The sequence below is a fragment of the Kosakonia sp. BYX6 genome (assembly GCF_038449125.1).
In the GTDB taxonomy this organism is placed as follows: domain Bacteria; phylum Pseudomonadota; class Gammaproteobacteria; order Enterobacterales; family Enterobacteriaceae; genus Kosakonia; species Kosakonia calanthes.
Window position 1 is genome coordinate 884,891 of record NZ_CP151800.1, and the last position, 14,249, is coordinate 899,139.

Sequence of the window (14,249 nt, forward strand, 5' to 3'; positions counted from 1 at the left end):
CTTGATTTGTAGGTCGGGTGGGGCTGCGTTTATCCGGTCTACAGCATGACGTCGGCCCGGTTTGTAAGTCGGATAAGTATTAGCGCCATCCGGCAATCGGGCACACAACCAAAGCCAGCTTTTCGCTTTATATATCACTGCACGTTTCAGGAATCCTCGCTCATGACTCAGACGTTAAGTCAGCTTGAAAACCACGCCGCATTTATCGGCAGGCATATCGGCCCGGACGCATCGCAACAGCAGGAGATGCTGAACACCGTGGGTGCAGACTCGCTGAATGCACTGATTGCGCAAATTGTGCCGAAAGATATTCAGCTCGCCGCGCCACCGCAGGTGGGAGAGTCCACCACTGAATTCGCTGCGCTGGCCGAACTGAAAACCCTTGCAAGCCGTAACAAGCGCTTTAAGTCTTACATTGGCATGGGTTACACCGCCGTGCAGTTACCACCGGTTATTCAGCGCAACATGCTGGAAAACCCCGGCTGGTACACCGCTTATACGCCGTATCAGCCAGAAGTTTCGCAAGGGCGTCTTGAATCCTTGCTCAATTTTCAGCAAGTCACGCTCGATCTGACCGGCCTGGATATTGCCTCCGCATCCCTGCTGGATGAAGCGACCGCTGCCGCCGAAGCGATGGCGATGGCCAAACGCGTCAGCAAACTGAAGGGCGCAAACCGCTTCTTCGTGGCTGCCGATGTGCATCCGCAAACCCTGGATGTGGTGCGTACCCGTGCTGAAACATTCGGCTTTGACGTGATTGTCGATGATGCTGATAAAGCGCTCGACCATCAGGATCTGTTCGGCGTGCTGCTCCAGCAGGTCGGTACAACCGGCGAAGTGCATAACTACAGTGCGCTGATTACGGAACTGAAAGCGCGCAAAATCGTGGTCAGCGTCGCCGCCGATTTTATGACGTTGGTGCACCTGACCGCGCCGGGCAAACAGGGCGCCGACATTGTGTTTGGCTCCGCGCAGCGTTTTGGCGTGCCGATGGGCTACGGTGGCCCGCATGCGGCATTCTTTGCCGCGAAAGATGAATTCAAACGCTCAATGCCAGGCCGCATCATCGGTGTCTCAAAAGACGCCGCCGGAAACACGGCGCTGCGCATGGCGATGCAGACGCGCGAGCAGCATATCCGCCGCGAGAAAGCGAACTCCAACATTTGTACTTCGCAGGTGCTACTGGCGAATATCGCCAGCCTGTATGCGGTGTTCCACGGCCCGGAAGGATTGAAACGCATCGCCGGTCGGATTAATCGCCTGACCGATATCCTCGCTGCCGGTTTGCAGCAAAGCGGCCTGAAACTGCGTCATGCGCACTTCTTCGACACCCTGTGTGTCGACGTGGCGGATAAAGCGGCGGTGCTGGCGCGTGCGGAAGCGCACGAGATCAACCTGCGTAGCGACATTCTGAATGCTGTCGGTATTACGCTGGATGAAACTACCACGCGCGAAGATGTGCTGGCGCTGTTCGACGTGCTGCTGGGGGATAGCCACGGGTTGGATATCGATGCGCTGGACAAAGATGTCGCGCTCGACAGCCGTTCAATTCCGCAGGGAATGCTGCGCGAAGATGCTTTCCTGACCCATCCGGTGTTTAACCGCTACCACAGCGAAACCGAGATGATGCGTTATATGCACTCGCTGGAGCGTAAAGATCTGGCGCTGAACCAGGCGATGATCCCGCTCGGATCCTGCACCATGAAATTGAACGCTGCTGCGGAAATGATCCCGATCACCTGGCCGGAATTCGCCGAATTGCACCCGTTCTGCCCGCCAGATCAGGCGGAAGGTTACCACCAGATGATTGCGCAATTGTCCGACTGGCTGGTGAAACTGACCGGTTACGACGCGCTCTGCATGCAGCCGAACTCCGGCGCGCAGGGCGAATACGCGGGTCTGCTGGCGATTCGTCATTACCACGAAAGCCGCAACGAAGGTCATCGTGATATCTGCCTGATCCCAAGCTCCGCGCACGGCACTAACCCTGCCTCGGCGCAAATGGCGGGGATGCAAGTGGTGGTGGTTGCCTGTGATAAAAACGGTAACATCGACCTGGCCGATCTGCGCGCGAAAGCAGAACAGGCGGGCGATAACCTGTCCTGCATTATGGTGACGTACCCGTCTACGCACGGCGTGTATGAAGAAACCATCCGCGAAGTGTGCGAAGTGGTGCATCTGTTTGGCGGTCAGGTTTACCTGGATGGCGCAAACATGAACGCGCAGGTCGGTATCACTTCGCCGGGCTTTATCGGCGCGGACGTGTCGCACCTCAACTTGCATAAAACGTTCTGCATTCCGCACGGCGGCGGCGGGCCGGGTATGGGGCCAATCGGCGTGAAAGCGCATTTGGCACCGTTTGTACCCGGTCACAGCGTGGTGCAAATCGAAGGCATGCTGACCCGCCAGGGCGCGGTTTCCGCAGCACCGTTCGGTAGCGCGTCGATCCTGCCGATCAGCTGGATGTATATCCGCATGATGGGGGCTGAAGGGCTGAAACACGCCAGCCAGGTGGCGATCCTCAATGCCAACTATATTGCCAGTCGCCTGAAAGACGCCTTCCCGGTGCTTTATACCGGTCGCGATGGTCGCGTTGCGCACGAATGTATTCTTGATATTCGTCCGCTGAAAGAAGAGACCGGCATTAGCGAACTGGATATCGCCAAGCGCCTGATCGACTACGGTTTCCATGCGCCGACCATGTCGTTCCCGGTGGCGGGGACGCTGATGGTGGAACCGACGGAATCAGAGAGCAAAGTCGAACTGGATCGCTTTATCGACGCGATGCTGGCGATTCGCAGCGAGATTGACCGCGTGAAACAGGGCGAGTGGACGCTGGACGATAACCCGCTGGTTAACGCCCCGCATACGCAAAATGAACTGGTTGCGGAGTGGAACCACGGTTACACCCGCGAACTCGCGGTGTTCCCGGCGGGCATGGCGAACAAATACTGGCCGACCGTGAAACGTCTTGATGATGTTTACGGCGACCGTAACCTGTTCTGCTCCTGTGTGCCGATGAGCGAATACCAGTAATTCACTGATTCAGCTATCTTTTGAGGACGCTTCGGCGTCCTTTTTTATTTTTGGAGAAACAGATGACGATTGCATTAGTAACTGGCGCTAGCCGCGGGATTGGCCGGGCAACCGCGCTGCTGCTGGCTCAGGAGGGCTACACCGTTGCGGTCAATTACCACACTCACGAACACGCGGCTGACGATGTGGTTACGGCTATCACGGCGCAGAGCGGGAAAGCCTTCACCGTGCAGGCCGATATCAGTGATGAGCGGCAGGTTGAAGCGATGTTCGCGCGTATCGACCGTGAGCAATTACCCCTGACGGCGCTGGTCAATAACGCCGGGATCCTGTTTCAGCAAAGCCGGGTGGAAAATCTGAGTGCGGAGCGTATTAACCGTGTACTGGCAACAAACGTGACCGGTTATTTTCTCTGCTGTCGCGAAGCGGTGAAGCGCATGTCCCGACAACATGGCGGGCAGGGCGGCGCGATTGTTAACGTCTCTTCCGCAGCGGCTCGGCTCGGTGCGGCAGGGGAATATGTTGATTACGCGGCATCAAAAGGGGCGGTCGATACGCTGACCACCGGTTTATCGCTGGAAGTCGCAGCGAGCGGTATTCGCGTTAACGGCGTGCGGCCTGGTTTTATCTACACGGAGATGCATGCCAGCGGCGGTGAGCCAGGGCGTGTTGATCGGATGAGCAGCGTCATTCCAATGCAGCGCGGCGGACAACCGGAAGAAGTGGCACAAGCCATTGCCTGGTTGTTAAGCGAGAAAGCGTCTTATGTGACGGGCAGTTTTTTGGATTTGGCCGGGGGCAAATAATTTATCCCCACCCGTGGGGGTGAGGATTTCTTGTAGGCCGGATAAGGCGAAGCCCCCATCCGGCAGAACATCACAGGTTTTCGCCGTTGCTGGCAATCACCTCTTTGTACCAATTGAAGCTCTTCTTACGAGAGCGTGACATATCACCGGTGCCGTCATCGTGTTTGTTCACGTAGATAAAGCCGTAACGCTTGCTGTACTGGCCGGTGGTGAAAGAGACGCAGTCGATGCAACCCCACGGGGTGTAACCCATCAGATCAACACCGTCGTAAGTCACCGCTTCGACCATCTCTTTGACGTGCGCGCGCAGGTAATCGATGCGGTAGTCATCGTTGATGCTGCCATCTTCTTCGACTTTATCGTAAGCACCAAAGCCGTTTTCCACGATAAACAGCGGCTTCTGATAGCGCTCGTACAACTCGCAAAGTGCGTAACGCAGACCCACCGGGTCAATCTGCCAGCCCCAGTCAGACGCTTTGACGTGTGGGTTTGGCACGCTACCCTGAAAACCGGACAGCGCATCGCCGGAACCGCCCTCGGCTTTCACCGCGTTGGTCATGTAATAGCTAAAACCGAGGTAATCACAGCAGCCTTCGCGCAAAATGGCGTCATCGCCTGCTTCCATCTGGATGTTAAACCCGCGGCGTTCCCACTCGTTCAACACATAGGACGGGTAGTAACCTCGCAGTTGCACGTCGGTGAAAACATAGCGCTCGCGCATGGATTCCTGCGCATACATCACATCTTCCGGCTTACAGGAGAAGGGATACAGCGGCACCATCGCCAACATGCAGCCAATTTTCATGGAAGGATTGATACGGTGACCGATTTTCACCGCCATAGCGCTGGCAACAAACTGGTGATGCAGCACCTGATACATGGTCTCTTCCGGGTTTTCATGATCGGTGTAGACCACGCCAGAGCAGCAGTAGCCGAACAGCGGTGCGCGCCAGTTACGCTGGTTGTTGATTTCGTTGAAGGTCATCCAGTATTTGACCTTGTTTTTGTAGCGCTCAAACACGACTTCCGCGAAGCGTACAAAGAAATCGACCACTTTACGGTTGGTCCAGCCGCCGTATTCCTGCACCAGATGCAGCGGCATTTCGAAGTGGGAAAGGGTAATGACCGGTTCGATGTTATATTTCAGCAGCTCATCAAACATGTCGTCGTAGAATTTCAGGCCTTCTTCATTAGGCTGGTGCTCGTCGCCTTTCGGGAAGATGCGTGTCCAGGCGATAGAGGTGCGGAAGCATTTGAAGCCCATTTCCGCGAACAGCTTGATGTCTTCTTTATAGTGACCGTGAAAGTCGACGGCTTCATGGTTCGGGTAGTATTTGCCCGCTTCCACTTGCTGGGTGATTTCGCGCGGCACGCCGTGCGCACCGCCGGTCAGCACGTCGCAAATGCTTGGACCTTTGCCGCCTTTATTCCAGCCGCCTTCAACCTGATGCGCGGCGACAGCACCGCCCCATAAAAAATCTTTTGGTAAGGTCAGTTTTTTCATCGTTGCTCTTCTCGTCATATTGGCTGCCAACGAGTCTAGCAAAGGCGAAATGAATGTCACGATATAACAAATTGCCGCTTCGGTAATTTGTTACACCGAAAAAACACCCTGTTTTTTATGCTATTTTCTTCGCCAGTTTGCGCCCCAGCGATTCCAGAATATAAACCACCGGAATTTGCGTCGTAATATCGTAACCGCCTGTAATACGCGTTTGCGGGACATGCCACGAAATATTAAAGTCCGCCAGTTTCGCCAGCCGCGAATGTTCATGGCTGGTAATGGAAAGCACTTTGCAGTGATGAAGGCTGAACTGGCTGGCGAAGCGCAGGATCTCTTCGGTTTCACCTGAAACGGAAAGGACAATTGCTAGCGCATTTTTCGCCATATCGTTGGTGACCGGAAAATAAGGATCGTCGATATGGTTGCTGAATTTTCCAATATTAGAAAAGAAGCGAGCGCCATATTTCGCCAGTGCTCCTGATGTGCCTGCGCCGACAAATATAATGCGTTCGGAAGATAATATGATATCGACGGTGTTATCCAATAATTTATCGAATTCGTCGTTATTCACGCTTTTAAAAAAGCTCATTACTTCACTGGCGCTGAAATTTGCCTGCGGTGCTTCATTTTGTTCTAAATACAATTTAAAACGCACGCGAAACTCAGAGTAACCTTCACAGTTGAGCTTGCGACAAAAACGCAGCACCGTGGTGGTTGAAACGCCCGCCGCGTCTGCCAGTTCGCGGATCGTCATATACATCACTTTGTCGCGATTTTTGACCACAAAGTTATAGACCATCATCTCCAGATTATTGAGGCTGGCGATAGCGGAGTGGGTAAACATCGTCACGGCGGAGTCCTTTGCTTTCTGTTAACGCAGCCAGCCCTGCTGGCTTGTGGCGTGCAAATGTGCCCCTCATGCTGCCATAACTGTGACCGGGTTTCCCCGATTTTTGCGCAACGCGCAGGCACTCAATATTTAGACACGATATTTTTTAGCGTACAGGTGTGCACTGGAATCATTCTCAGTTACTCTAGTGTTGCGTCGTTTTTTTTGAGTTCTGCTGGAGTTAACTATGGTTCAGAAACCGTTAATCGCACAGGGATATACACTGGCAGAGGAAATTGCCAACAGCATCAGCCATGGTATCGGGCTGGTGTTTGGCATTGTGGGGCTGGTGCTACTGCTGGTGCAGGCGGTGGACAGCAATGCCAGTACGATGGCTATCACCAGTTACGCGCTCTATGGCGGCAGCATGATTTTGCTGTTTCTCGCATCGACGCTCTACCATGCCATTCCGCATCAGCGCGCCAAAACGTGGCTGAAGAAATTTGACCACTGCGCCATCTATCTACTGATTGCCGGAACTTACACGCCATTCTTGTTGATCGGCCTGGATTCGCCGCTGGCGCGCGGGTTGATGATTGTTATCTGGAGCCTCGCCCTGCTGGGGATCCTGTTTAAACTCACCATCGCTCACCGTTTTAAAGTGCTATCGCTGGTGACCTACCTGACGATGGGCTGGCTGTCGTTGATCGTGATTTATCAACTTGCTACGCGGCTGTCGGTTGGTGGCGTAACGCTGCTGGCGGTGGGCGGCCTGGTCTACTCGCTCGGTGTGATTTTTTACGTCTGCAAACGCATCCCTTACAACCACGCGATCTGGCACGGTTTTGTCCTTGGCGGCAGCGTCTGCCATTTCCTTGCGATTTATTTGTACGTCGGGCAGGTTTAAGCGATATTGCCGGGCGGCGTTTGCGCCATGCCCGGCTCAAAATTGCTTATTCTTCCTGAAGATTACTCTTCGAGTGAATAAGGCAGCGGTTCGATACTTAAGGTATTGGCGTCGTCGCGTACACGAAATACGCTGCCAGGTTCCATGTCATTATTCATAACCACCTGAACTAAAACGCGCCCATCATCCAGCTTTGCCGACGCCAGCACGGTGCCGGTACGACGCCAGTTATCACCCATCTTCAATTCCAGATCTTCACCTGCGTCCGGCGCACGGCTGGCGGCACCTGCCAGGTACCACAGCGCGCGTTTATTGGCACCGCGGAATTTCGCCCGCGCGACCATCTCCTGCCCGGTATAACAGCCCTTTTTAAAGCTGATACCGCCCAGCGCCTGGAGGTTCGTTGCCTGTGGAATAAACTGGGCGCTGTTCGCCTCGTCGATAACCGGCAACCCTGCTTCAATATTTAGCGCCAGCCATTGCTGGCTATTGTTAAGTTGCGCTTCCCCGCGCAGTTTTTCTGTTACGGTTTGCGCAGTAGCAACATCGGTGACTAACAAGAAACGTTCGCCCGGATGTTCGAACCATAGAATGGTCGTTTCGCCGTCCTGTACAACCTGCTTTTCGCTGTCTGGCAGATGAGTAAAGAGATTCGCCAGCGCGGCACGCGCCTGGAAACCAGCCACGCCAAGCAGAACATGTTCGTCGTCCGGGGCGATGGCGACTTTGGAGAACACGGCGTATTTCTTCAATTCGCGCAGCTGCGATTCGCGCACGCTGCGGCGTAAAATCCATGCGTAGCCGTCTTTATAGTGGAACAACCGCATATTGCTCCACATTTTGCCTTTAGAATCACAGTGCGCCGCCAGCAGATGCTGCTCAGCCGCCATTGTCGAGACATCTGCGGTCACCTGGCCTTGCAGATATTTCTCGCTGTCTGCGCCCGTGATCGTCGCCAGTGCCCAGTCATCGAGCGTCATAAGCGTCAGCGGAAGACGTGCAGAGGCGGTCGGCTGGCGCGGAGGAAATGGAGTAAAAGCCATAATAATGTCCTGATTAGCTTAACGCTGTGTGGGTACTTAATGGTAAAAGAGCCATTGTTCATTGCAAGCGATAAAGCATGCGATTTGTGCCATTGTGCAAGTCTTGCGAAACGTTACGCAGCTGAATGATATTTTTGCAAACTATGCGAATTATTCTGGAAGCAGGCTCGTGAAGTTAAATATTCCGCAAAAGGAATATTAAAAACACGTTACAATGTGGCCATCATGCCGATGCAGGGAGAAGAACATGGATATTAACAACAAAGCCCGTATTCACTGGGCGTGCCGCCGCGGAATGCGTGAGCTCGATATTTCCATCATGCCTTTTTTCGAACATGAGTACGACTCGCTGAGCGACGATGACAAGCATCTCTTTGTCCGTTTGCTGGAAAGCGACGACCCGGACTTATTCAACTGGCTAATGAATCATGGCAAACCCCAGGACGCGGAGTTGCAAAGAATGGTGCAGTTAATTCAAACACGGAATCGGGAACGTGGTCCTGTGGCAATCTGAGTTACGCGTCTCGTGGCGCGCACAATGGCTCTCTCTACTGCTTCATGGGCTGGTGGCTGCTCTCGTCTTGCTGATGCCCTGGCCGCTAAGCTATACGCCGCTGTGGCTACTGTTGTTGTCGCTGGTCGTTTTTGACTGCGTACGTAGCCAACGGCGTATTAACGCTTGCCATGGCGAGATCAAATTATTGATGGATTCCCGCCTGCGCTGGCAGGGCGTCGAGTGGGATATCGTCGGTACCCCTTGGATGGTGCGCAGCGGAATGATGCTGCGTTTACGCCGCGAAGAGGATGGGCGTCGCCAGCATTTATGGTTGGCGGCAGACAGTATGGATGCTCAGGAGTGGCGCGATTTGCGCCGGATGATTTTACAAAAACCGGCGCAGGGGTTGCGTTGACCTTGCCAACGGCAGTGGCTTAAACCAGCCGTTCCGCCATCTCTGTCAGGATTTGCTCGCACCAGGACTCAATGCGCGCATCGCTCAGATCGTACTGATTGGTCTCATCCAGCGCCAGGCCGACAAAGAGTTGCCCATCGGCAATCACCGGCTTGTTGCTGGTGAATTCGTAGCCTTCGGTCGGCCAATAACCGATAAAGCTCACGCCTTTTGGTGCCAGCTTGTCATGCAGCATACCCAGCGCGTCGAGGAACCACTCGCCATAGCCGAGCTGATCGCCCATGCCGTATAAGGCAACAATTTTGCCGTCGAGATTAAGGGTGTCGAGCTGATCCCAGATGGTTTCCCAGTCTTCCTGCAGTTCGCCAAAATCCCAGGTCGGAATGCCAAGGATTAGCGCATCATACTGTTCCATCAGGGCGGGGGCATCGTCTTTCAGATTGTGTAGTGTCACCAGTTCCGGCCCGATAATATCGCGGATTTTCTCCGCCGCCATCTCGGTGTAACAAGTGCTGGAACCATAAAACAGACCGATATTCATAACGTAAACATCTCGATTCTTTATGTGTCTTCGCACGCAGTGTACCAGAATCAGGCGGCAATCAGGCATAATGCAGCGATTGTGAAAAGGAGTGGGCGGATGGAACAGGATCTCGCACGTATCGAACAATTTCTTGATGCTCTGTGGCTTGAGAATAACCTGGCGGAAAACACGCTTAGCGCCTATCGCCGCGATTTAAAGAGCGTGGTGGAGTGGCTGCATCATCGCGAAAGTAGCCTGGAAAGCGCGCAGAGCGATGACCTGCAAACACTGCTGGCCGAGCGCGTTGAAGGCGGCTATAAAGCGACAAGTTCCGCGCGTCTGCTGAGCGCCGTGCGGCGTTTTTTCCAATATCTGTATCGGGAAAAAATCCGCAGCGACGATCCCAGTGCCTTGCTGGCCTCGCCGAAGCTGCCTCAGCGCCTGCCAAAAGACTTAAGCGAAACGCTGGTGGGAAGGCTTTTACAAGCGCCCGCGGTTGACCAACCGCTGGAGTTACGCGATAAAGCGATGCTTGAAGTGTTATATGCCACCGGGCTTCGCGTCTCTGAGCTGGTGGGGTTGACCATGAGCGATATCAGCCTGCGCCAGGGCGTGCTTCGGGTGATTGGTAAAGGCAACAAAGAGCGTCTGGTGCCTCTTGGTGAAGAAGCGATCTACTGGGTGGAAAATTATCTGGAATATGGTCGCCCGTGGTTGCTTAACGGTGTATCGATTGATGTGCTTTTCCCGAGCCAGCGCGCGCAACAGATGACGCGGCAGACCTTCTGGCACCGTATTAAGCATTACGCAACGCTTGCGGGGATCGATAGCGAAAAATTGTCGCCCCACGTTTTGCGCCATGCATTTGCCACCCATTTGCTCAACCACGGCGCGGATCTGCGCGTGGTGCAAATGTTACTTGGGCATCAGGATCTTTCGACGACGCAAATTTATACGCATGTGGCGACAGAGCGACTGCGCAAGCTTCATCAACAGCATCACCCGCGGGCGTGAGTGCTGACAATCTAAGGATGTGTTATGAAAAATGGTTTAATTATGTTCACCTTGCTGGCCGCCGCGTTTACTGGCGCAGCGCATGCCGATGACGCTTCTATCAAACAGTCGTTGGCGAAACTGGGTGTACAGAGTTCCGAAATCCTGCCCGCTCCAATTACCGGAATGAAAGCCGTCTTAACCAACAGCGGTGTGCTGTATGTGACCGAAGACGGCAAACATATCATTCAGGGGCCGATGTACGATGTCAGCGGTGCGCAACCGGTGAACGTCACCACCAAAATGCTGCTGCCGCATCTCAACGCGCTGGAAAAAGAGATGATCGTCTACAAAGCGGCGCAAGAAAAACATGTCATTACCGTGTTCACCGATATCACCTGCGGTTACTGCCAGAAGCTGCACAGCGAAATGGCGGACTACAACGCGCTGGGCATCACCGTGCGCTACCTCGCTTTCCCTCGTCAGGGCGTGCCAAGCGAAGTCGAAAAACAGATGGAAGCTATCTGGTGCGCGAAAGATCCGAAGAAAGCCTTTGATGATGCGATGGAAGGCAAAGGCGTGAAACCAGCCAGCTGCAATATTGATATTGCCAACCACTACGCGCTGGGCGTGCAGTTTGGCGTCAATGGCACGCCCGCCATTGTGCTGAAAGATGGCTATCTCGTTCCGGGCTATCAGGCACCTGCTGAAATGAAAGCCTTCCTCGATCAACATCAAAAAGCCACTGGCGGTAAGTAATTCGCGTGAAAGCTCAGATACAACTTCGCCGCCGTGAGGTGGATAACTCGCTAGAACTGGCAGATTCATTGCCGCCATTGCTGCGTCGGCTTTATGCCAGCCGGGGCGTACGCAATGCCAGTGAATTGGAGCGCAGCGTGAAAGGCATGCTGCCGTGGCAGCAACTGACCGGTATCAATGAGGCGGTGACACACCTTTACAATGCGTTGCGCGAAGGGTTGCGCATTATGGTGGTGGGCGACTTCGACGCGGACGGCGCAACCAGTACTGCGCTGAGTGTGCTGGCGCTGCGCGCGCTGGGTTGCGACAACGTGAGTTATCTGGTACCGAACCGGTTTGATGACGGCTACGGCCTTAGCCCGGAAGTGGTCGATCAGGCGCATGCCCGTGGCGCACAGCTGATCCTGACGGTAGATAACGGTATCTCTTCCCATACTGGTGTGGCGCGAGCGCACGAATTGGGGATCCCGGTCGTGGTGACCGATCACCACCTGCCCGGCGATACGCTGCCGGAAGCGGAAGCGATTGTTAACCCAAACCTGCGCGACTGTGATTTCCCGTCGAAATCGCTGGCTGGGGTTGGCGTCGCGTTTTATTTGATGCTGGCGCTGCGTGCATTTCTGCGCGACAACGGCTGGTTTGACGCACGTGGTTTAGCCATGCCGAACCTTGCTGAGCTGCTCGATCTGGTCGCGCTCGGTACGGTGGCGGATGTGGTGCCGCTGGATGCCAACAACCGTATTCTCACCTGGCAGGGGCTGAGCCGTATTCGCGCCGGGCGTTGCCGACCGGGCATCAAAGCACTGCTGGAAATTGCCAATCGCGATGCGCAAAAGCTGGCGGCCAGCGACCTGGGTTTTGCGCTCGGGCCGCGCCTGAATGCGGCGGGCAGGCTCGATGATATGTCGGTTGGTGTCGCGCTGTTGTTGTGTGACAACCTCGGCGAAGCGCGCCAGCTTGCCAGCGACCTTGATGCGCTCAACCAGACACGCAAAGAGATTGAGCAAGGCATGCAGGCCGAGGCGCTAACGCTGTGCGAACAGTTAGAGCGCAGCCGCGAAACGCTGCCCGGCGGGCTGGCGATGTACCATCCCGAATGGCATCAGGGCGTTGTCGGTATTCTTGCGTCGCGTATCAAAGAGCGTTTCCACCGCCCGGTCATTGCGTTTGCGCCTGCCGGAGACGGCGTGCTGAAAGGTTCTGGGCGTTCTATTCAGGGGCTGCATATGCGCGATGCGCTGGAGCGCCTGGATATGCTCTTCCCCGGCATGATGTTGAAGTTTGGTGGCCACGCGATGGCGGCCGGTCTGACGCTGGAAGAAGCGCGTTTTGACGAGTTCCAGCAACGTTTCGGCGAGCTGGTCACCGAGTGGCTGGATCCGTCGTTATTGCAGGGCGAAATTGTCTCCGATGGGCCGCTAACGGCGCAGGAGATGACGCTTGAGGTCGCGGAAATGCTTCGTGAGGCCGGTCCCTGGGGGCAGATGTTCCCGGAACCGCTGTTCGACGGCGAGTTTCGCCTGTTGCAGCAGCGGCTGGTGGGCGAGCGTCATTTGAAGATGATGCTGGAGCCGGTCGGCGGCGGCCCATTGCTTGATGGCATCGCGTTTAACGTCGATACCACCTGCTGGCCGGACAACGGCGTGCGGCAGGTGAATATTGCTTATAAACTTGATGTAAACGAGTTTCGCGGCAACCGTAGCGTGCAGCTAATCATCGAGAATCTCTGGCCACTTTAGCGCCAGTATTCGCTATAAAACAGGGCGGGAATCCGGTAAACTTCCGCCCTTATCACCGCATTTTGACAAGTCCATTAAAAGAAATCAGACCATGTTTGAAATTAACCCGGTAAAAAATCGCATTCAGGACCTCACGGAGCGCTCCGACGTTCTTAGGGGGTATCTTTGACTATGACGCCAAGAAAGAGCGTCTGGAAGAAGTAAACGCCGAGCTGGAACAGCCGGATGTGTGGAATGAACCTGAGCGCGCACAGGCGCTGGGGAAAGAGCGTTCCTCACTGGAAGCCATCGTTGACACGCTGGATCAAATGACTCAGGGCCTCGAAGATGTCGCTGGCCTGCTTGAGCTGGCGGTTGAAGCCGACGATGAAGAGACCTTCAACGAAGCTGTCGCCGAACTGGATGGGCTGGAAGAGAAGCTGGCACAGCTGGAATTCCGCCGCATGTTCTCTGGCGAATACGACAACGCCGATTGCTACCTTGATATTCAGGCGGGTTCTGGCGGCACCGAAGCGCAGGACTGGGCAAGCATGCTGTTGCGTATGTACCTGCGTTGGGCGGAAGCGCGCGGCTTCAAGACTGAAATTATCGAAGAGTCTGAAGGTGAAGTTGCGGGTATCAAATCCGTTACCATCAAGATTATCGGCGATTACGCCTATGGCTGGCTGCGTACCGAAACCGGTGTTCACCGCCTGGTCCGTAAGAGCCCGTTCGACTCCGGCGGCCGCCGTCATACCTCGTTCAGCTCTGCGTTTGTTTACCCGGAAGTGGAAGACGATATTGATATCGAAATCAATCCGGCGGATCTGCGTATCGACGTTTATCGCGCATCCGGCGCGGGCGGTCAGCACGTCAACCGTACCGAATCTGCGGTGCGTATTACTCACATTCCGACCGGGCTGGTCACGCAATGCCAGAACGACCGCTCCCAGCATAAAAACAAAGACCAGGCCATGAAGCAGATGAAAGCGAAGCTTTATGAACTGGAAATGCAAAAGAAAAATGCTGAGAAGCAGGCGATGGAAGACACCAAGTCTGACATCGGCTGGGGTAGCCAGATCCGTTCTTACGTCCTGGATGACTCCCGCATCAAAGATCTGCGCACCGGGGTTGAAACCCGTAACACGCAGGCGGTGCTGGACGGCAGCCTGGATCAATTCATCGAAGCAAGTTTGAAAGCAGGGTTATGAGGAACCAAC

At 54.8% G+C, this 14,249-nt stretch carries 13 protein-coding genes; 9 read left to right on the plus strand and 4 right to left on the minus strand.

Annotated elements, in window-relative coordinates; genetic code table 11:
• Positions 1-162 precede the first annotated feature (162 nt).
• Positions 163-3,036 carry an aminomethyl-transferring glycine dehydrogenase gene (gene gcvP / locus AAEY27_RS04175; protein WP_342323661.1) on the plus strand — a complete coding sequence of 958 codons (2,874 nt, stop codon included), beginning with the start codon at positions 163-165 and terminating at the stop codon, positions 3,034-3,036.
• 62 nt (positions 3,037-3,098) lie between these two features.
• Positions 3,099-3,842, plus strand: a complete 744-nt coding sequence (locus tag AAEY27_RS04180) for an SDR family oxidoreductase (RefSeq protein WP_342323662.1) — start codon at positions 3,099-3,101, stop codon at positions 3,840-3,842.
• 70 nt (positions 3,843-3,912) lie between these two features.
• Here the strand turns inward: AAEY27_RS04180 and AAEY27_RS04185 are convergent, their stop codons facing one another.
• Both AAEY27_RS04185 and AAEY27_RS04190 read right to left on the minus strand, forming a co-directional pair.
• Positions 3,913-5,346 (minus strand): 6-phospho-beta-glucosidase, encoded by a 1,434-nt coding sequence (locus AAEY27_RS04185; protein ID WP_342323663.1) that lies wholly within the window; start codon positions 5,344-5,346, stop codon positions 3,913-3,915.
• Between the two features lie 115 nt (positions 5,347-5,461).
• Complete coding sequence (locus AAEY27_RS04190; protein ID WP_342325456.1) at positions 5,462-6,190, minus strand: MurR/RpiR family transcriptional regulator; 729 nt, start codon at positions 6,188-6,190, stop codon at positions 5,462-5,464.
• Positions 6,191-6,422: 232 nt separating this feature from the next.
• On the opposite strand from AAEY27_RS04190, the gene trhA reads away from it, so the two are divergent.
• Positions 6,423-7,082 (plus strand): PAQR family membrane homeostasis protein TrhA, encoded by a 660-nt coding sequence (trhA, locus tag AAEY27_RS04195; RefSeq protein WP_342323664.1) that lies wholly within the window; start codon positions 6,423-6,425, stop codon positions 7,080-7,082.
• 62 nt (positions 7,083-7,144) lie between these two features.
• Here trhA and ygfZ read toward each other — a convergent pair whose 3' ends face one another.
• Positions 7,145-8,125, minus strand: coding sequence for a tRNA-modifying protein YgfZ (gene ygfZ, locus AAEY27_RS04200; RefSeq protein ID WP_342323665.1), 981 nt, complete (start codon positions 8,123-8,125; stop codon positions 7,145-7,147).
• A 247-nt stretch (positions 8,126-8,372) separates the two neighbouring features.
• On the opposite strand from ygfZ, the gene sdhE reads away from it, so the two are divergent.
• Positions 8,373-8,639: an FAD assembly factor SdhE gene (sdhE, locus tag AAEY27_RS04205; RefSeq protein WP_342323666.1), complete on the plus strand. Its 267-nt coding sequence runs from the start codon at positions 8,373-8,375 to the stop codon at positions 8,637-8,639.
• Positions 8,620-9,036: a protein YgfX gene (locus AAEY27_RS04210; RefSeq protein WP_342323667.1), complete on the plus strand. Its 417-nt coding sequence runs from the start codon at positions 8,620-8,622 to the stop codon at positions 9,034-9,036. Before sdhE ends, AAEY27_RS04210 begins: the two co-directional genes overlap by 20 nt.
• A gap of 19 nt (positions 9,037-9,055) precedes the next feature.
• On the opposite strand, the gene fldB is transcribed toward AAEY27_RS04210, so the two are convergent.
• Positions 9,056-9,577 (minus strand): flavodoxin FldB, encoded by a 522-nt coding sequence (fldB, locus tag AAEY27_RS04215; protein ID WP_342323668.1) that lies wholly within the window; start codon positions 9,575-9,577, stop codon positions 9,056-9,058.
• Between the two features lie 99 nt (positions 9,578-9,676).
• Here fldB and xerD point away from each other — a divergent pair, with 99 nt between their 5' ends.
• The 4 genes from xerD to prfB all read left to right on the plus strand — a co-directional run bounded on the left by xerD (position 9,677) and on the right by prfB (position 14,240).
• Positions 9,677-10,573, plus strand: coding sequence for a site-specific tyrosine recombinase XerD (gene xerD, locus AAEY27_RS04220; protein WP_342323669.1), 897 nt, complete (start codon positions 9,677-9,679; stop codon positions 10,571-10,573).
• 24 nt (positions 10,574-10,597) lie between these two features.
• Positions 10,598-11,311, plus strand: a complete 714-nt coding sequence (gene dsbC, locus AAEY27_RS04225) for a bifunctional protein-disulfide isomerase/oxidoreductase DsbC (RefSeq protein ID WP_342323670.1) — start codon at positions 10,598-10,600, stop codon at positions 11,309-11,311.
• A gap of 5 nt (positions 11,312-11,316) precedes the next feature.
• Positions 11,317-13,050 carry a single-stranded-DNA-specific exonuclease RecJ gene (gene recJ / locus AAEY27_RS04230; protein WP_342323671.1) on the plus strand — a complete coding sequence of 578 codons (1,734 nt, stop codon included), beginning with the start codon at positions 11,317-11,319 and terminating at the stop codon, positions 13,048-13,050.
• Between the two features lie 91 nt (positions 13,051-13,141).
• A protein-coding gene (gene prfB / locus AAEY27_RS04235) for a peptide chain release factor 2 (RefSeq protein WP_342323672.1) occupies positions 13,142-14,240 on the plus strand; the annotation gives its coding sequence in 2 pieces (ribosomal slippage) (positions 13,142-13,216 and positions 13,218-14,240; 1,098 coding nt in all).
• Positions 14,241-14,249: the final 9 nt, after the last annotated feature.